This window comes from Planomonospora sp. ID91781, from assembly GCF_015711595.1.
Taxonomy (GTDB): Bacteria; Actinomycetota; Actinomycetes; order Streptosporangiales; family Streptosporangiaceae; genus Planomonospora; species Planomonospora parontospora.
On the sequence record NZ_JABTEY010000002.1, the window covers coordinates 566,322 to 583,740 of the forward strand.

16 protein-coding genes are annotated in these 17,419 nt (G+C 69.2%); 6 read left to right on the forward strand and 10 right to left on the reverse strand.

From position 1 onward, the window contains the following. Window positions 1-74 precede the first annotated feature (74 nt). Window positions 75-5,648 (reverse strand): Ig-like domain-containing protein, encoded by a 5,574-nt coding sequence (locus HS048_RS21900; protein WP_196468494.1) that lies wholly within the window; start codon window positions 5,646-5,648, stop codon window positions 75-77. Window positions 5,649-5,856: 208 nt separating this feature from the next. Next, the gene (locus HS048_RS21905) at window positions 5,857-6,639 is read right to left on the reverse strand and encodes a transposase family protein (RefSeq protein ID WP_196468490.1); all 783 of its coding nucleotides are present in this window, start codon (window positions 6,637-6,639) and stop codon (window positions 5,857-5,859) included. A gap of 228 nt (window positions 6,640-6,867) precedes the next feature. Here HS048_RS21905 and HS048_RS21910 point away from each other — a divergent pair, with 228 nt between their 5' ends. Next, window positions 6,868-7,335: a hypothetical protein gene (locus tag HS048_RS21910; protein ID WP_068897195.1), complete on the forward strand. Its 468-nt coding sequence runs from the start codon at window positions 6,868-6,870 to the stop codon at window positions 7,333-7,335. A 259-nt stretch (window positions 7,336-7,594) separates the two neighbouring features. Then, on the forward strand, window positions 7,595-7,939 hold the full coding sequence (locus tag HS048_RS21915; protein ID WP_068897196.1) for an STAS domain-containing protein: 345 nt from the start codon (window positions 7,595-7,597) through the stop codon (window positions 7,937-7,939). A gap of 22 nt (window positions 7,940-7,961) precedes the next feature. Here the strand turns inward: HS048_RS21915 and HS048_RS21920 are convergent, their stop codons facing one another. Next, on the reverse strand, window positions 7,962-8,198 hold the full coding sequence (locus tag HS048_RS21920) for an HGxxPAAW family protein (RefSeq protein ID WP_068897197.1): 237 nt from the start codon (window positions 8,196-8,198) through the stop codon (window positions 7,962-7,964). 506 nt (window positions 8,199-8,704) lie between these two features. On the opposite strand from HS048_RS21920, the gene HS048_RS21925 reads away from it, so the two are divergent. From HS048_RS21925 to HS048_RS21935, 3 genes are all read left to right on the forward strand, one after another. Continuing rightward, complete coding sequence (locus tag HS048_RS21925; protein ID WP_068897198.1) at window positions 8,705-8,887, forward strand: hypothetical protein; 183 nt, start codon at window positions 8,705-8,707, stop codon at window positions 8,885-8,887. A gap of 147 nt (window positions 8,888-9,034) precedes the next feature. Beyond that, entirely contained in the window at window positions 9,035-9,247 is a 213-nt protein-coding gene (locus HS048_RS21930) for a DUF5302 domain-containing protein (protein WP_068897199.1), read from the forward strand. 68 nt (window positions 9,248-9,315) lie between these two features. Continuing rightward, window positions 9,316-9,756 (forward strand): type II toxin-antitoxin system PemK/MazF family toxin, encoded by a 441-nt coding sequence (locus HS048_RS21935; protein ID WP_196468495.1) that lies wholly within the window; start codon window positions 9,316-9,318, stop codon window positions 9,754-9,756. 122 nt (window positions 9,757-9,878) lie between these two features. On the opposite strand, the gene HS048_RS21940 is transcribed toward HS048_RS21935, so the two are convergent. The 7 genes from HS048_RS21940 to HS048_RS21965 all read right to left on the reverse strand — a co-directional run bounded on the left by HS048_RS21940 (window position 9,879) and on the right by HS048_RS21965 (window position 16,575). Beyond that, on the reverse strand, window positions 9,879-10,151 hold the full coding sequence (locus tag HS048_RS21940) for a GlsB/YeaQ/YmgE family stress response membrane protein (protein WP_068897201.1): 273 nt from the start codon (window positions 10,149-10,151) through the stop codon (window positions 9,879-9,881). Window positions 10,152-10,271: 120 nt separating this feature from the next. After that, entirely contained in the window at window positions 10,272-11,159 is an 888-nt protein-coding gene (locus HS048_RS21945; RefSeq protein WP_196468496.1) for an NAD(P)/FAD-dependent oxidoreductase, read from the reverse strand. Between the two features lie 38 nt (window positions 11,160-11,197). After that, window positions 11,198-11,776 (reverse strand): sterol desaturase family protein, encoded by a 579-nt coding sequence (locus tag HS048_RS37410; protein ID WP_307832585.1) that lies wholly within the window; start codon window positions 11,774-11,776, stop codon window positions 11,198-11,200. 27 nt (window positions 11,777-11,803) lie between these two features. After that, complete coding sequence (locus HS048_RS37415) at window positions 11,804-12,103, reverse strand: hypothetical protein (RefSeq protein WP_230881829.1); 300 nt, start codon at window positions 12,101-12,103, stop codon at window positions 11,804-11,806. Window positions 12,104-12,273: 170 nt separating this feature from the next. After that, on the reverse strand, window positions 12,274-13,050 hold the full coding sequence (locus HS048_RS21955) for a helix-turn-helix transcriptional regulator (protein ID WP_196468497.1): 777 nt from the start codon (window positions 13,048-13,050) through the stop codon (window positions 12,274-12,276). Window positions 13,051-13,054: 4 nt separating this feature from the next. Further along, window positions 13,055-14,782 carry an ABC transporter ATP-binding protein gene (locus HS048_RS21960; RefSeq protein WP_196468498.1) on the reverse strand — a complete coding sequence of 576 codons (1,728 nt, stop codon included), beginning with the start codon at window positions 14,780-14,782 and terminating at the stop codon, window positions 13,055-13,057. Beyond that, complete coding sequence (locus tag HS048_RS21965; RefSeq protein ID WP_196468499.1) at window positions 14,779-16,575, reverse strand: ABC transporter ATP-binding protein; 1,797 nt, start codon at window positions 16,573-16,575, stop codon at window positions 14,779-14,781. Before HS048_RS21965 ends, HS048_RS21960 begins: the two co-directional genes overlap by 4 nt. A gap of 214 nt (window positions 16,576-16,789) precedes the next feature. Between HS048_RS21965 and HS048_RS21970 the strand changes: the two genes are divergently transcribed. Beyond that, window positions 16,790-17,365 carry a TetR/AcrR family transcriptional regulator gene (locus HS048_RS21970; protein ID WP_196468500.1) on the forward strand — a complete coding sequence of 192 codons (576 nt, stop codon included), beginning with the start codon at window positions 16,790-16,792 and terminating at the stop codon, window positions 17,363-17,365. Window positions 17,366-17,419 lie beyond the last annotated feature (54 nt).

Sequence of the window (17,419 nt, forward strand, 5' to 3'; positions counted from 1 at the left end):
CGGGTGTCTTGATATGGCTGATCGCCGCGAAGGCCAGCGGTGCTTCGCGGCGATCAGCTGTTTCTGATGAACTATTACCTATTTGTTACGGTCACGTAAAATTTTCCGAAGGCATGCTTGGTGTCTGCTCCGGTGTCCGGGTGTGAACCCAGAACCCGGTAATGATGACAGAACCAGTTCATGAGGCTGCCTACACTCCGATTCGGGCTACGCGGAATGAGGTTGACCGCCACGTTGTAGTTGATTGAGTCCGCCTGCGGACCGGCCGATCCCTCATGGGTTGCGGCGAAGGGGTACTCGTCGCAGTCCTCGTCCGGAGCCTTGTCCCATGGATAGTCGGGCTCATTGGCCAATTGTGCGCAGAACTTCAGCGATTGGCTACGGTTTTTCCCGTTCCGTTTCGCATTGCTGGAGCGGTGGAGAGGCCCCTTATCCCGCGACCCGGGAATGACCTTCGAGGCTCCGTTCGGTGCTTTCGGATAGGTGGCGTTGGGATCGTCGAGTGCGGTTTGAATGAGCATGGCGGAGTAGTTCGGTATCGGATTGCCGTTGCTGTCGTGTCCCCACACGGGCTTTGCCTTGAAGGTGGGGACGTGATCAGCGAAGACGCATCCGCCGTAGCTGAGCGTTAAAGTCTCTGAGGTGTCGCAGCGTACCGTCATGTTGGCCATCTTGGACAGCACGTACGGTGAGGGGCCGTTACCAGCAACGATCATCGGGTTGAGGTCGCAGGTGGCCAGTTTGTGTGGGCCACTGCTGGCGTTCTTGTCCGAGAAGTACTCAAAGTAGACCTGCGGGTTGGCTCTCCAATGGGCCAAAGTGCCGCGGGCGCTGCCTCCCTGGGTCTGCCGGCAGCCGGTGCCGTAGAACCCCATGTCCACGTCCAGTCTAGATGTCTCCGGCCACAGTAGGGGCCCGGACGTACCCGTGACCTTGATTTTGTCCACGCGCGCCCAGACCTGGGTCGTACGGCTGTCGATGAGTTTATTACTGCTGTCGTACGCCTTCTCGGCGAAGGCGTTGAGGTTACCTTCATCGTCGATTTTCGTATCGCCGGTGAAGGTGTGTCCCGCGACGCTGAACAGGAATTCGATTTTTCCGGTGATCGTGTGCTTGCAACCGCACGGATCCTTTAGCTTCCTGACGCGTGTCTTGCCGACCGTGCGGACAGCGCACCAATTGTAGGAGTCCCGCACCCAGCCGAGCGGATAGGTGCGCTTGCTGTTGGCCATCTTGCTCGACCAGCAGTCGGAGAACGTGATGCGCTTGTCGGGTCTGGTCACCCATGGCCAGCCCTTTCCGTGTCCTGCTGCGGCGGCTTGGTTCGTCTGGACGCTTGTAGCCATGCGGCTGTTCGTAGTTCCAGAGAGCGGTTTGTTCAGGCTCACCGTCTCGTTGTTCCAGTCGGTCCACGCTCCAGCCATACCGCTGGTGGTCACAGCGCGGGCACGCCAGCGGATCTTCCATCCGTCGGTGAGCTTGCCGCTCGGCATGGTCACGCCGGTGTAGTTGCCGGATGGGACGCTGGTGGTGCCGGTCCCCGACCAGATCAGGCCGGTGCCCTGACCAGCGGCCGCCGGATCATGCTCCACCTCCACGCTCAGAAGCGAGGACCGACCCTCAGGGTCGGTAACGTAAGCCCGGAAGGTGGGGGTGAGCGACGTAACAGCGCCTGTGTCGTTGGTGGGCGTCACGTACGCATCACTCGCCGACGGTTTGTTCAGGCTCACCGTCTCGTTGTTCCAGTCGGTCCACGCTCCAGCCATACCGCTGGTGGTCACAGCGCGGGCACGCCAGCGGATCTTCCATCCGTCGGTGAGCTTGCCGCTCGGCATGGTCACGCCGGTGTAGTTGCCGGATGGGACGCTGGTGGTGCCGGTCCCCGACCAGATCAGGCCGGTGCCCTGACCAGCGGCCGCCGGATCATGCTCCACCTCCACGCTCAGAAGCGAGGACCGACCCTCAGGGTCGGTAACGTAAGCCCGGAAGGTGGGGGTGAGCGACGTAACAGCGCCTGTGTCGTTGGTGGGCGTCACGTACGCATCACTCGCCGACGGTTTGTTCAGGCTCACCGTCTCGTTGTTCCAGTCGGTCCACGCTCCAGCCATACCGCTGGTGGTCACAGCGCGGGCACGCCAGCGGATCTTCCATCCGTCGGTGAGCTTGCCGCTCGGCATGGTCACGCCGGTGTAGTTGCCGGATGGGACGCTGGTGGTGCCGGTCCCCGACCAGATCAGGCCGGTGCCCTGACCAGCGGCCGCCGGATCATGCTCCACCTCCACGCTCAGAAGCGAGGACCGACCCTCAGGGTCGGTAACGTAAGCCCGGAAGGTGGGGGTGAGCGACGTAACAGCGCCTGTGTCGTTGGTGGGCGTCACGTACGCATCACTCGCCGACGGTTTGTTCAGGCTCACCGTCTCGTTGTTCCAGTCGGTCCACGCTCCAGCCATACCGCTGGTGGTCACAGCGCGGGCACGCCAGCGGATCTTCCATCCGTCGGTGAGCTTACCGCTCGGCATGGTCACGCCGGTGTAGTTGCCGGATGGGACGCTGGTGGTGCCGGTCCCCGACCAGATCAGGCCGGTGCCCTGACCAGCGGCCGCCGGATCATGCTCCACCTCCACGCTCAGAAGCGAGGACCGACCCTCAGGGTCGGTAACGTAAGCCCGGAAGGTGGGGGTGAGCGACGTAACAGCGCCTGTGTCGTTGGTGGGCGTCACGTACTCGCTGCTGATCGTGGGAGCGTCGGGCGGCGGCGGAAGGCTGCCGCTGGTGAACGACCACGAGTGGGCGGCGGCCATCGTGTTGCCGGCCTCGTCCTTGGCTCCAGAAACCGTCACTGTGTAGCGGGTCTCTCCCGCCAGTGAACCCGTTGGCCGCCAGGACACCGCAGTGGCCGAGTCCACGCTCAGCGTTCCGGCGGCCTGGGCGCCGACCGCGTCCGTGACGGTGATCTGCGTGTCTGTCACTGCCTCGCTGAAGATGACCTTGATGACGTCTGTGGGCAGTACGCCGGTCGCGTCGCTTGCCGGTACCGTCGAGCTGACTGTCGGCGGGACGACATCCGGCGGCCTGGTGGTGAAGACCCAGGAATGGGGGATCATCACGTTCCCCGCTGGGTCTTTGGCTTCCGTGACCGTCACCGTGTAGGAGGTCATGACAGCCAGCGGCGCGGCAGGCGTGAAGGTGACCCCCTTGCCGTCGTCTGCCACAGTGAGACTTCCGGCAACCGTCGTGCTGGCGGCGTCGGCTACGGTCATCTTCACGTCAGAGACCGGTTCGCTGAAGGTGGCCTTGACCGTCTCGGTCACCTTCACGTCCACGGCGTCTTTGGCGGGAACGGTCTTAGTAATCGTGGGTGCCTCGTGGTCCGTGACTGTGGCGAAGGACCACTTGTGCGGCTCCATCGCGTTTCCGGAGGCGTCCTTGGCAGCCAGTTCCGCAGCGTACGTGGCGTTCCATTTCAGGCGCTGTGCGGGCGTGAACGTCCACGCCTTGCCGGTGCCGTCAAGGACCCCGGTACCCTCCACCGCGGCTCCGGCTCCGTCCTTCAACGTGAGCTGGACATCGGACATCTTCTCGCTGAAGGTGACCTTGATCGTGGAGTCAAGTTCTACGTCCGCAGCATCCTTGGCCGGGCTCGTGCTTGTGACCGTCGGCGGAGTCCTGTCCGTGGAGAACGACCACGAATGGGCTGCCATCGTGTTGCCGGCCGCGTCCTTGCCGCCGCTGGCCTCCGCGGTGAAGGTGGAGGCCGCGGGCAGTTGCTGAGCAGGGCTGAAGGTGAGGATGTCACCTTGCGAATTCGCGGTTGTGACACCGGGAATGATTTGTCCCGAGGCGTCCCGGACGGTGACCTGCGCACCGGTGACGGGCTCGTCGAGGAACGCCATTACCCGGGACAGGACCGAGACGTTCTGCGCGTCCTTGACCGGTGCCGTCGCCACGGTTTTGGGCGGGTTGGCGTCCGGCTCGCTGTTGTCGGGGGGCACGATGGCAGTGGGCAGGTCATCCTGATCGGTCTCAAACGTTTGCGTCGTCGCCTCGGCCAGCGCCGCCACCTCGTCCAGTGTCCGTACCCGGTAGGACGGAGGGAAGTCGCTCAGCGGAATCTGGTTGGCGAGCACTTCCTCATAGGTCGGCAGGTCGTCGTTGGGAAGCCCGTCCCGCTCGTAGGCGATCTCAAACTCCTCCGCCGGTGTGTACTCCACCATGAGAGTGGGTGGATGGCGGTAGCCCGGGTAGGGCTGGCCGCCATGCTCGCTGGCGTAGTACTGGCGCCAGTTGAGCGCCGGGCTCTCGGTGACCGCCCGCAGCATCACTCCGTAGTTGGGCACGCCCTGCTCGATCCAGGCGCGCGCCATGCCGCTAACCCGATGCACGAGCGCCTCTTCCTTGGCGCACCAGGTACCGCTGGCGTCGATGCTGTAGCCGTACTTGTTGCCGCTGCCGCCCGCGACGCCGTTGTTGGAGGGCTGCCTGTTCCAGCTCAGGCTGGTCGATGAGCCGTCAAGGGTCCACGGGGAGGTGACGAGGGCGGCGGCGATGCCTGAGCCGATCTCGCCACACAGCTGGCCGTTGGGGCCGCCGGACTTGTAGTTCCATACGTACAGGTCCGCGTCGATGACCGTGGCGCCCTCCAGTTCCGGTGCCTCGGTATCGAACTTCAGGTAGACGCGGGCGATGTCGGCGCTGGTCTGGGTGGTGCCGACGCGCAGCCATCCGGCCGCGGCGTTGTTGGCGCTGGGGTTGTTCTTACTGACCCAGGCATCGGTGGGTACGCCGCCGCCGAACCACTCCGAGGCGGCGGCGATCGTCACCGGGTAGGTCACCGCCGGGTCGGCCAGGAACTTCTCATCCGGGGAGAACACTAGTTCCGGCTTGGTGCCGGAGGTCTCCACGCGTGCCTCGACGGGGGAGGTCTTGCCTTCCTCGGGGGAGGCTTCCACCTTGGCGTCCATGGCGGTCAGTACGATCGGGGCGGCCTTGGGCTTGCCGTCGGCGTCCTTCAGTTGCGGCAGTCCTTGGGGAGTCGTGCCGAAAGTGGTGTCCTTGGGCAGAGTGAGCGGCAGTCGCACCGTCACCGGGCCGGTCGGCTTGCGCCGGAAGACCACCTGGGAGACGAAGCCGTCGGCCTGGGCCAGCACCACTAGGTCGACTCCGGGTGCGATGGCGTCGGGGTAGGTGATGGCATTGCCGGAGACCTTGGGTTCCGGCAATGCCCGGGTCACGCCCAGGCCGCTCTTGCCATCTTCTCCGGCCGCTGACACCAGGTGCTTGGTGCCGCGTCCGCCGAAGGTCAGCGGGGTCTTGACCCGGGTGGCCTGCAGCTTGCTGTCGCGGGTCACGATACGGGTGTCGATGGGTTCCCAGGCGCCGCTGGCCGGGTTCTTCAGCTGGACGGGTCGGGTGTGCAGCTCAGCGCGCAGGTTCTTGCCGTCGGGGTCGGCCCAGACCTTCATGGTCTCGGTGGAGCGGGAGGGGACCTCGACGGGTTTACCGGACTTGGTGGCTTTTTCCCAGGCGCTCTTGAGAGTCGGATCCGAGGCGGCACCTGGTGGTGTCGATGTAGAGGTCGGGGCGGGGGATGGCGTGGAGACTTGGGCGATCGCGGGCGCGCTCATCAGCGAGAGTGGCAGCGTCAGCATCGCGATCAGGGCAGCATGGCGGCGCGTCCGGACGGATAAGCCGGACGCTGATCGGCGTGGGTTCACTCACAGCCTTTCGGACGGATATGGCAAAACGGAGTGATCATCACATAAGGAAAAGATAAAAGTAAAGATCGTTTCCGGTATCGGGAAAGGGATGCTCCGTGATCACCGCACGTACTCCACTCGCAGGTGCAGTGAGCGTTTTTCATCCTGAGTAGCGGCCCTCTTCGATGAGCTGCAGGACGAGGATGGCCTGGACGATCGCGGTGGCGCGGCGGGGGCAGCAGCGGAGCCGGACCACTACCTTCCATGCCTTCAGGGTCGCGGCGGCGCGTTCGCCGATCGCCCGGATACGGGCGTGGGAGCGGTTGACGGACTTCTGGTGGCGCGACAGGCGTGGCCGGTGCCGACGGCGCTTGAACGGGGTCCGGATCGTGCTGCCTGCACCCTGGTAACCCCGGTCAGCGAAGACCTGGACGCCGGCATAGGCGAGGGCGTCGATCAGGCCGGTCCGCCGGGCCGCGGTCAAATCGTGCACCGAGCCGGGCAACGCCGGTGAGGCCCACACCAGCCGGCCCGCCGGATCGGCGAGGAACTGGACGTTGACCCCATGCCGGTGGTGTTTTCCGGAGTAGTACAGCCTGTCGTCGGCCAGCCGGTCGATCGGGATGAGCGTGCCGTCCAGAACGGCATAGGTCAGACGGGAGGCCTTCCGCGCGGCGGTGTGCACGTCGTCGGCCAGAGCGGCGACCAGGTCGACCGCCTCGCGCACGTACCGCCAGGCGGTGGTGGTGCCGATGGCGAACCCGCCGGCCAAGCGGGCGTAGGTGTCGCCGTTGCGTAGATGCGCCAAGACCAGGAGGGCTTGTTGCCCGGGGCCGAGGCGGCGCCAGCGGGAGCACCGTTGGGCACGGTGGGCGCGGATCAGCTTGGCGAGGCGGACAAGGGTGCGGTCAGACAGCGGAATCGCGGCACGGTATGACAGCAACGAGGCTCCCGGTTGGGGCATCGGATCTTGGTCGACTGCTGTCTTACCGGGAGCCTCATCTCACCTCAACCCAGCTCCCCTTGCACCCACGCTGACCAGCGTCGGCAGGTTGAAAAGGGCTCCTTGAAGCCGGTTTCCCGCCCGCCCGATCCAAGCCGGCCGCAAGTCCCTTCCAAGGGAACTGGGAAAACCTTGATCACGACCGATCGAACAAGAAAAGGAGAAACCGTGCTCGTACGTTCTAGGCCCGGAGCTCTTCTGTCCCTGGCAGGCCTTGCGGGGTCGCTGTTCCTTGCCGGCGCGGCCCCGGCGAACGCCGCTGCATCCCAGATCGGATTCGGCCTCACCCTGTATGTCCACGACGTGGACGAGGAGGGGACCTGGAGCAATGGGGACGAAGTCTTCATCAAGGTCGTACAGAATGGATCCTCTCGGCGTTATGCTCCGACCGACGGCACGATCGACGTCAACGAATCCGACGAGGGCGGAACAGTCGACCTCCGGTCTTCATATCCCCTCACCTATGAAGTGGGCAGCAGAATAACGATCCAGGTCTGGGAGGACGATACTTCCGGGGATGATCTCCTCGCCGAGAGCGAGGTCACCGTCGGGTGCAACAACCAGTTCGGCGGGGTCACCCCGCTGAAGGATCGGAAGTACTACCACTACTCGTTCGACGGCAGGTTCCACTGCTGACCCTGATCGGTCACCGGTGAGGTCCGGCGCAGCCTGCAGTTGACGATGTGAACGCGGCGGCTCGCGTCCGCAGGTCCTCGCCGAAGGCCGCATCACAGGGAACGGCCGCTCGCGACGGCGCGCTCCGTACTCGATCGGTCCACCGTCCGCGGCGGTGGACCGATCCGGTTTTCGATCCCCGCAGGCGGCGCCGCCGTCCCCGCAGAACTGGTAGGACGGAGACAGCCCGCCCTGCCCCCTGCGGGCCGAGGAGTGAGAGATGACCGTCTTCACCGTCTCGTCGCACCGGCTGGACACGGCGTTCGTCGTCCAGGCGGGCGGCGAACTCGACTACGCCCACGCCCCCGTCTTCCGGGCCGAGCTGACCAGGGTCTGGGAGTCCGGCACCCCCGCCACGGTGGTCGTCGACGTCACCGGGCTGACCTTCTGCGACTCGGCGGGGATCGCCGAGCTGATCTGGGCCCTGAACCGCAGTCGCGATCTGGGCACGCGCCTGGTGCTGGCCGGTGTGCACGGCATCCTGGAACGGATCCTGGCCATCACCGGGCTACGCCCCGCCTTCGAGCTCTCCCCCACCGTCGGGGAGGCCCTCAACGGGACGTAGCGACGCTCGCGGTCATGCGGTTTCAGCCCTTGCGGTCGACCTTCTCCGACGCGAGCACGCGCGGCGCGTCCACGATCACGTCGGAGAAGATGTCCACGAGCAGGGCGATCACTCCGCCGACCGCGATGATGCCCGCCCCCGCCCAGACCAGCGGCCAGTTGGGACCGAAGCACAGGGCGACGCCGCCGACCGTGAATCCCGCCAGGATGACGATCACCGCGAGCCAAGACTTGAGGCTTCCTCCGTGACTTCCAGCCATGACGTCTTCCCGTTCCTCTCGATATGGGGCACCGTCGCGCGTCGTTCGCTGCGGCGACCACGCGCTCCGGCGTCTGTTGAAGGTCCTGCGGTTCGGCAGGTTCCTGCCCGGACGCCTCACGATCGTAGGCGGTATCCCCCCCGCCCCGCGCCGCAGGTCCCGTCCTCACGGGTCGGGCCGCACGGCCGGGACGTCCCGGCCCCGGCCGCCGCACCGTCCCCCGCTCCGGCCGGGCGCGTGAACAGCGGAAAGAACATACCCGGATGAAGCTGGAGCAATCCCGCGATCTCCGGCTTCACGCAGGGAAGGCGGCATCCGATGACGGTTCCGCTCCCCGCTCGCGCCCGCCGCCGCCGGCGTCTTCCGGTGGCGCGGGGGAGCCCTTCCGGCGGCACGGCCGGACGGGATCGGCCGGCAGGCCGTCCGCACCGCCCACCCGGTGACATAAATTAACATTAATGATATAAACCGCCACCTTCCCGGCATCCGTCCGCCAGAGGAGCCCCATGTTCCACAGCAAGCCCATCGAGGAGCGGATCGCCGAGCGGGAGGCCAAGCGCAAGCCGCTCGAGGAGGGCCGGCACTTCGAGCACGGGCCGGCGAAGTTCCTGTTCATCTTCATCATCGTGTTCGTCGTCATCGGCCACATCGCGGGACTGCTCTTCCTGATGGCCATCGGCCTGCACTGAGCCACCCGGCCGCCGGACCGGCCGCCGGGCGGCCTCCGACACGCGGGCGGCCCCGACGGCACGCGTCGGGGGCCGGTTTCGGACATGAGAGGATGACGATCAGGCCGGGCCGAAGTTGGACTGCCCGCCGGTGACCAGGAGGTCCGCATGCCCGACATCACCCCAGAACCCGAGAACGCCGACTCGCGGCCCGAGAGCTCCGAGGACGAGATGAAGCGCAGGTTCCGCGAGGCCCTCGAGCGCAAGAAGCTCTCCCAGCCGGGAGCCGGCGAAGGCGGCCGGGGCAGGAGCGGTTCGAAGATCCACGGCGCCCACGGTCCGGCCTCCGGCAGGCGTTCCTTCCGGCGCAAGAGCGGCTGACCGGCGCGACCGGTCCCCGGCCGGACGCTCCCGGTGCGCGGGGGAGGCTTCTGCCGTAGTCTGCCCGGATGCGCGACCTTGGCGAAGATCCCCGGCCCGCCCGCGGCGCGGTCCGGGAGGTCCACCGGGTGGACCGGGCGGCGACCGTGGACTACTCCCCCGACCTGGACGGCCTCGCCGACCCCGGCGAGATCGTCTGGGCCTGGGTGCCCTACGAGGAGGATCCCGGCCGGGGCAAGGACCGGCCCCTGCTGGTCGTCGGCCGCCACGGCCGGCGGCTGCTGGCGATGATGCTCTCCAGCCGCGGCGGCGACCGCCCGGACGACTGGCTGGAGCTCGGCCCGGGCCACTGGGACCGCGGCGGCCGCGTCTCCTACCTGCGCCTGGACCGGATCTTCGAGCTGGGCGAGGACGACATCCGCCGCGAGGGCGCCGTCCTGGACCGCGACCGCTTCCTGCGGGTCGCCGCCGTCCTGCGCGCCACCCGCGGCTGGGCCGCCGACGGCTGACCCGCCCCGCCCGTTCCGTCTCCGGCGCGTGCCCGGACAGGCCGCGGCCCCGGTCCCGGGGAACCGGGATCGGGGCCGTGTGCGTGTCCGTGCGGCGTCTCGGCCGGGAGGCCGGACCCCTTCTACCGGACGCTGCGCCTGCCGTACAGGCTCACCGCCAGGATGACTCCGACAGCGGCGACGGCGATCTGCAGGACCAGTTCGATCCAGTCGATGCCGCCGGTGCTGGCGACGCCGAAGGCTCCGGCGATGGCGGTGCCGATGAGCGCGGCGACGATGCCGATCACGACGGTCAGCCAGATCGGGATGCCCTGCCGTCCCGGGACGACCAGGCGGCCCAGGGCTCCGATGATGGCGCCGATGACGATGGCGGTGATGATGCCGGTGACTGTCATGTTCCACACTCCCTCTTGTTCGAGCCGACCTCCGTCTGCCCCGGCGGGCAGGGCCGACACATCACGGATCGATCACGGTCTCGCGACCGCTCTTGATGACCGGCCGCGCCGGGGTTCCGTTCACGCGGTCTCGTCCTCGATGATCTGGAACGCCGCGGTGGAGCCGCTCGCGGCCGACTCGATCGCGCCCTGCGTCTCGGTGATGGTGTCCCCCGCGGAGTACAGGCCCGGGACGCTGGTACGGCAGGAGCCGTCGGTCTTGACGTAGCAGTCCTCGCGCAGGGCCAGACCCCTGTCCTTCGCGAGCCTGGAGACCAGCGGGACCGGCCGCTGGTCGAGCTGCCACAGCAGGGTCCCCCGCTCGACGACCGCACCGTCGTCCAGCTCGACCGCGCGCAGGTCGCCGCCGTCGTGGCGCAGCCCGCGGATCCTCCCGGTGACCGTCTCCACGCCGAGGTCGCCCGCCGGCGCCTCCCCGTCGGTGAAGACGATCACGTCGTCGCTCCAGGCGGCGAACGCCCGGGGTGCCTTCCTGGCGAACTCCGGATCGGCGGTGACCACTCCCCAGGCGCGCTCGCGGTTCTCCCAGCCCGAGCAGAAGGGGCAGTGGATGATGCTCGCGCCCCAGCACTCCCGGAACCCCTCCAGCTCGGGAATGATGTCGGTCATCCCCGTGGCGAGCAGCACCCGCCGGGCCCAGAACGGACCACCGTCCTCCATGACCACCTCGAACCCGCCGCCGCCCGGGTCGGGGACCAGGTCCACGGCCTCGGTCTCGTGGAGTTCGGCCATGCCGTACCGGGCGAGGTCGCTCCAGGCGCGGCTCCGGTACTCGGCGGGGCTCACCCCGTCCAGGCCGAGGATGCCGTGCACGCCGTGCGAACCCGCGTTGCGGGGGTCGGCCGGCGACTCCAGTACCGCGACGCGGCGCAGGGATCGGCTGAGTGTCATGGCCGCGGTGAGCCCGGCGGGCCCGCCACCGATGATCGCGACGTCGTAGTGTTGCATGCCGGTCCCCTGCCCAGGGGTCGTGCCCCGTCACCTCGTCACCTCACCGCCCGCTCCCGGACGGCGGGCTCAGGCCCGGTGGGTTCCGCCTGGCAGGCGCCGGAGGCGCGGAAGGGCTCGGCGAGCTGGGCCAGATAGGCGGCGGGGTAGTCGGGTCTGGCGGCCATGCCCAGTTGCTCGGAGGTGAAGCGCCGGGCCGGGTCGTAGGAGAAGGTGCCGAGCAGATGGTCCCAGACCAGGGTGAACAGGCCGAAGTTGACGTCGCCGACGCCGGCCCACTTCAGATGATGGAAGCGGTGACCCTCGTTGAGCGCGAGCACGTACTTCGCAGCGCCGATGCGGTAGTCGGCGTTGGAGTGCTGCAGCAGCAGTTGCACCGCGACGGTGACGGCCAGCGCGGCGGCCACGTCGACGGGCAATCCGATGAGGATGAGCGGGGCGACACCGGCGCTCATCTCCAGCGACTGGTGCAAGGGGTGCTTCATCAGGCCGTTGAAGCCGTAGAAGCGCGTGACCGAGTGGTGGACGGCGTGGAAACGCCACAGCAGGCCGATCTTGTGGCTGGCGTAGTGGGTCAGCGTGATGCCCAGGTCGGCGATCAGAACCGCAGCCGCCACCTGCAGCACGAACGGCCAGGAGCGCGGTCACACGTCGGCGACGGTGACGGTGGCGGCCAGCACCGGGATGGCGCCCACGCTGATGAGCAGCAGCGACTCGTTGACGCCGGCGTGGGCGACGTCACGGCCGCCGTCTCCGGCCGGGCCGTTCCACTCCGCCTCGTACGGCAGGGCTCGTTCGGCGGCGAACGAGCAGCCGATCGCGGTCAGCAGCAGGCCGATCAGCCACAGCTTGGAGGCGCCGGAGGCGGCCAGGGCGATGGCGGCGCCGTTGACGCCCAGCAGCATGAACGGCACGTAGCCGTAGCGGACGACAGATTTCAGCATGCGCATCATCGTCGCGGCCGCCGGCCCTCTCGGACTTGGACGGATCCGCTGGGCCGCGAACCGGGCCGTGCCGGTCCTGCCGGGCGACAGGGCGGGGCCGACTGGCGTCGTTCAGGGGGCACGCTCCGGACGACGTCCCGGGTCGGACGTCAGCCGGCAGGCGGCAGGCCTCAGGCGGTGGGGCGTACGAGGTGGACCAGGTGGGAGGGAGCCAGACCGAACATCTCGTGGCAGACGCGGGTCAGATGAGAGCTGTCGGTGAAGCCGGCGCCGTGCGCGGCCTCGGTGAGCGTGGCGCCGCCGCGCACCGCCTCGATCGCGTGCAGCAGGCGGGCCCAGCGCCGCCAGGCCGGAAACGGCAGCTGCAGGTGCTCGGCGAACAGATGCCCCAGCCGGTCGGCCGACACCCCGATCCGGGCGGCGAGCTCGCTCAGCGGCAGCGGCCCGTCGATGAGCTGAGGGACCGCCTCCAGCGCCCGGGACAGAACGGCGGGAAGTCCTCTCGGGTCGGTGGCCGGTCCGATCGAGCACAGCACACCTGGCAGAGCCGCCGGTCCGGTGATCATGCTGTTGACCGCGGCGGTGGCCAGCGGGCGGGCGGCGACCTGCCAGGTGCTCACGATGTCCGCGTCGCCGGCCGCGGCGATGCGGGCGCCGGCCGCGCGCCCGGCCGGATGGGCCGGATCGAGGTAGGCCAGCAGGCCATGGGCGCCGGGGGCGGCTCGCAGTCCGTGCCGGGCACCGGCCGGGATGATCGCGGCCTCGGTCCGGCGCCGGTGGCCGTGCCGGTCGGTCAGCGTCACCTCGCCGTCGAGCACCAGCAGGACCTGCACCGCGGCGTGCGCGTGCGGTTCGGCCGACCCGATCGCGCCGGTGAAGGCGAGCAGGCCCGGGGCCGCCGTGGCCGTGCCCGCCCAACCGGCCGAAGGAGCCCGGGCAGGACTCACCGGCTCAGTCCTGCGCTGCCGGTGTCAGGGAGGCGTTCCAGAAGTCGGCGTAGCGGCCGCCGCGGTCGAGCAGTTCGTCGTGGGTGCCTTCCTCCACGATCCGGCCGCCCTCGAGAAAGGCGATGCGATCGGCGCGTCGGACCGTCCGCATCCGATGAGCGACCATCACGACCGTCCGGCCGGCCATCAGGCGTTCGACGCCCTCGTGGACGGCCGCCTCGTTCACCGGGTCCAGCGCGGAGGTCACCTCGTCCAGCAGCACGATGGGCGCGTCCTTCAGCAGAGCCCGCGCGATCGAGACGCGCTGGCGCTCGCCGCCCGACAGCAGGGCGCCGCCCTCGCCGACGTTCGCCGCCCATCCGCCGGGAAGGCGCTCGATGACCTCGTCGAGCCGCGCGGCGCCCGCCGCCGCCCGCAGCTCGGCCTCGGTGGCGTCGGGGCGGCCCAGCCGTACGTTGTCCTCGATCGTGCCGTCGAAGAGGTAGACGTCCTGGAACACGATGGCCAGCCGGGACATCAGCGTCTCGGTGCTCATCGAGCGCACGTCCACGCCGCCCACGCGCACCGCGCCCGCGTCCACGTCGTGGAAGCGCGCGATCAGCTGCAGCAGTGTGCTCTTGCCCGCGCCCGAGGGGCCGACCACGGCGAGGCGCCGTCCCTCGGGCACGGACAACGACAACCCGTCGAACACCGCGCGGTCGCCGTGCCGGAAGGCGACGGACTCCAGCTCCAGGCCGTGACCCACCGGCTGGATCGGTTCCGGTGCCTCCGGCAGCGGCTCGGTGCGCAGGAGCGCTTCGAGTCTGGTCAGCTCGGAGCGCGCGCTGCGGAGCTTGCCGCCCATGTCCGCCAGCGACAGGACCGGATCGGCGCAGCGGGCGGCCAGCACCAGGATCGTCAGCACCTCGGCGACACCGATGCTCCCGCCCAGCGCGAGGTGGGCGCCCAGAACGAGCAACGCGGTGAACACCGCCTGCACCACGAGCGTTGAACCGATCATGCCGGGCAGCACCGACAACACGGTACGGCGGGACGCCCGCTGGAGCTCCCGCAGCGCGTCGTCGAGCAGCGCGAAGCGTTGGACGCTCCGGCCGCCGGCGCGCAGCACCGGCTGAGCCTGGAGATATTCGATGACCCGCCCGGTGGCCTCGGTGTCACGTTCGTGGCGGTCGGCGTCGCCTGCGGCCATCGAGCGGCCGGTCCGGATCTGGACCGCCGCCACGAGCGGCACGGCGACCAGCGCGGCCAGGCCCAGCTGCCAGTTGAAGGCGAGCATCACGCCGACGATCGTCACAGGGGTGACGAAGGCGGAGATGTAGGGCGCCAGCAGATGCGCGATCACGCCCATCGTCTCCAGCACGCCCTGACTGGCCAGGACGGACACCTCCCCGACCCGGCCGCCGCCGTACCAGCCGAGGGGCAGCCGGGCCAGATGATCGCCGAGGCGGTGGTACATGCCGCGCAGCAGCGTGGTCCCGGCGCGGAAACCGAACAGATCGCTGAGATAGCGCAGCACCGCGTAGATCGCGACCGCGCCGCCGAACGCGGTCAGCCAGGGCAGCGCGTCCGCGGGGTCGTCTGCGGGGTCACCGCCGAACAGGGCCCGCAGCACGGGGACCAGCAGGGCGTAGGACAGGCCCTCGGCGATCGCGGTCACCGTCATCAGGGCCACGGTGCGGCGCACCGGCCGGGCGTGGTCACGGCCCAGGACGCGTAGCAGCATGCGGATCATCGGTACTCCTTGGACTGCCAGAAGGCGGCGAACTTTCCGTTCTCCGCCAGGAGGTTGGCGGGCCTGCCCTGCTCGACGATCGACCCGTCGCCCAGCATCACGACGGTGTCGGCGTCGGCGACCGTCTCCAGGCGGTGGGCGATGACCAGGATCGTGCGGTCGCCCTCCGGCTCCGCCAGTGCCCGCCGTACCGCCTGCTCGGTCTGCGGGTCGGCGAATGCGGTCGCCTCGTCCAGGACCAGCACGGGCGTGTCGGCGAGCAGCGCGCGGGCGAGCGCGATCCGCTGTGCCTCGCCGCCCGACAGTCCGGCCTCCTGCCCGAGCACCGTGTCGTAGCCGCGTGGCAGCTCAAGGATCCGATCATGGATGTTCGCCGTCCGGGCCGCGTGCATCACCTCGTCGAGGCCGGCATGCGGTACGGCGAGCGCGATGTTGTCCGCGACCGATGCGCGCAGCAGGCGCACGTCCTGGAAGACGAAGGAGACCGTCCGGTAGAGGTCGTGGCTGCCGATCTCGCGCAGATCGACGCCGCCCAGGGTGACCGAACCGTGAGTCGGGTCGAAGAAGCGCGGCAGCAGCCGGACCAGCGTGGACTTGCCGCTGCCCGAGGGCCCGACGATCGCGGTGACCGTGCCCGGTTCGAGGACCAGGTCGATGCCGCGCAGCACCTCGCGATCGGCTTCGTAGCCGAAGCGGACGTCGCGCAGTTCCACCCGGTGGCCCTGCGGCGGGAGCGGGTGCGCGGGCTCCGGCAGCGGCGCCACCTCGAGCACGTCCCGGATCCGGCCGATCGCGCGCCTGGCGGCCTGCAGGTCGTCGAGACCGTGGGCGATGAGGGCCTCCACCGGAGCGGTCAGGCCCAGTCCCAGCAGCAGGAAGGGCAGCAGGTCGGCCGGGGGCAGGCCGCCGGCCGTGATCAGGGCGGTGCCGCCGATCAGCACGACCAGCAGCACGAACGGCGGTGACAGCACCAGCTGCATTCCGGCGGCGACCACGGAGAGGCCGCGCACGAAGCGGTGGTAGACGCCGACGAAGTCGTCGGTGGCCGTGCGGAACCTGTGGTGGGCGCGCCCGGAACCGCCGAACGCCTTGACCACGGCGATGCCCTGGACGAACTCGACGACGGAGTCGGCGATCCGCCCCATGGCCGCGTCGAACCGCTTCTCCTCACGCAGCCGGGCCGGGGTCATCATCAGCGGGAGGTGGGCCAGGGCCAGCACCACCGGGATCAGCGTGATCAACGTGAGCCGCCAGTCGACGGTGAACAGGTAGACCAGCGAGAGCAGCGGCAGCACGAACGCGGCGACGAGCTCGCCGGGGGCGTGGGCGATGAACGGGTGCACGGCGCTGACGTCCTCGCCCACCACCTTGGCCAGCTCGCCGGTGCGGCGGCGGGAGAACCAGCCGATCGGCACCCGGCCCAGCCGGGCGGCCAGCCGCCGGCGGAGCGCGAGCTGCACCTCGCCGTCCACGATGTGCCCGATCGCGGACGACGCGCCGGTGAACGCCAGCCTGACGAACAGCCCCGCCGCGCCGGCGAGCACCACGGACCAGACCCGGCCGGGATCGATCGGGCCGGGTGCCAGCAGGATCCGGCCGAGTTCGGCGACCGCCAGCAGCGGCGCCAGCCCCGCGACGGCGCCGATGACCTGGAAGGCGACGACGGCCGCGAAACTCCAGGCGTGCGGGCGCAGCAGCCTGCCCAGGCGGGCGTCGTGCGCGGGATCGGGGCCGGGCGGCGGTGCGGGCGGCGGCCCGGCCTGGACCTGTCCGGCGTCGGAGGTGACCGTCATGCCGAACGTCCTTCCTCGCGTCGAGCGGTCAGGGGGCGCTCCCCGGCGGGGAGCGGGTGGCGGGAGCCCGGCGGTGCCGCCGTGCTCGGGGCCGTCACCGTGGGCCGGTCCGGCTCCGCGGGCCGCATCGCGGTGGTGTCGTTCATGCTTCTCCCCAGATTTCGATACCTCTGGTTTCGGAACCTACGGTAGCGCAATTCGGTATCGTGTGAGAATGACTCCGAGCACACCCGCCCGGCCGCCCGGCCGCCCGCGTTCCGGCATCAACGACGTGGTCTTCGCCGCGACACTGAGCACGGTCCACGAGCTGGGCTACGCGCGTGCCACGGTGGAGCGCATCGCCGCCGCGGCCGGCATCGCGAAGACGACGATCTACCGTCGCTGGCCGACGAAGGGGGCGCTGATCGTGGACTGCCTGCTCGACGCGTTCGGCCCGGTGCCGCTGGAGGGCGCCGGCCGGGCCGAGATCGTGTCCTCGGCCATCCGCTGGACCGCGGGCAAGATCGGCGAGCCGGGGGTGGGTGACGCGTTCGCGGGCGTGTTCAGTGACGCCGTCAGCGATCCGGAGCTGCGCGAGATCCTCTCCTCGCGACTGCAGGACCCCTACCGGCTCGCACTCCAGGACGCGCTCGGCGAGCCGGAGCACCGGGTCCTGTTCCTCATCGACGTCGTCGTCGGGACCATGCTCCACCGGATGGGCATGACCGGCGAGCCGATGGTCGACGGTGACGTCGACGCGCTGGTGGAGATGGTCCTGCCGTTGTTCCGCCGGGAACCGGACAGCCCTTGAGTCAGGCTCATCTTTTCTCTTGACCGGCGGCCGTACCGGACGGACCATGGGGCA

Coding starts and splice junctions, on each gene's coding strand:
- HS048_RS21900 (WP_196468494.1), bottom strand. CDS start 5,648: ATGCTGACGCTGCCACTCTCGCTGATGAGCGCGCCCGCGATCGCCCAA.
- HS048_RS21915 (WP_068897196.1), top strand. CDS start 7,595: ATGACCGTCTTCACCGTCTCGTCGCACCGGCTGGACACGGCGTTCGTC.
- HS048_RS21920 (WP_068897197.1), bottom strand. CDS start 8,198: ATGGCTGGAAGTCACGGAGGAAGCCTCAAGTCTTGGCTCGCGGTGATC.
- HS048_RS21925 (WP_068897198.1), top strand. CDS start 8,705: ATGTTCCACAGCAAGCCCATCGAGGAGCGGATCGCCGAGCGGGAGGCC.
- HS048_RS21930 (WP_068897199.1), top strand. CDS start 9,035: ATGCCCGACATCACCCCAGAACCCGAGAACGCCGACTCGCGGCCCGAG.
- HS048_RS21935 (WP_196468495.1), top strand. CDS start 9,316: ATGCGCGACCTTGGCGAAGATCCCCGGCCCGCCCGCGGCGCGGTCCGG.
- HS048_RS21940 (WP_068897201.1), bottom strand. CDS start 10,151: ATGACAGTCACCGGCATCATCACCGCCATCGTCATCGGCGCCATCATC.
- HS048_RS21945 (WP_196468496.1), bottom strand. CDS start 11,159: ATGCAACACTACGACGTCGCGATCATCGGTGGCGGGCCCGCCGGGCTC.
- HS048_RS37415 (WP_230881829.1), bottom strand. CDS start 12,103: ATGCTGAAATCTGTCGTCCGCTACGGCTACGTGCCGTTCATGCTGCTG.
- HS048_RS21960 (WP_196468498.1), bottom strand. CDS start 14,782: ATGATCCGCATGCTGCTACGCGTCCTGGGCCGTGACCACGCCCGGCCG.
- HS048_RS21965 (WP_196468499.1), bottom strand. CDS start 16,575: ATGACGGTCACCTCCGACGCCGGACAGGTCCAGGCCGGGCCGCCGCCC.
- HS048_RS21970 (WP_196468500.1), top strand. CDS start 16,790: ATGACTCCGAGCACACCCGCCCGGCCGCCCGGCCGCCCGCGTTCCGGC.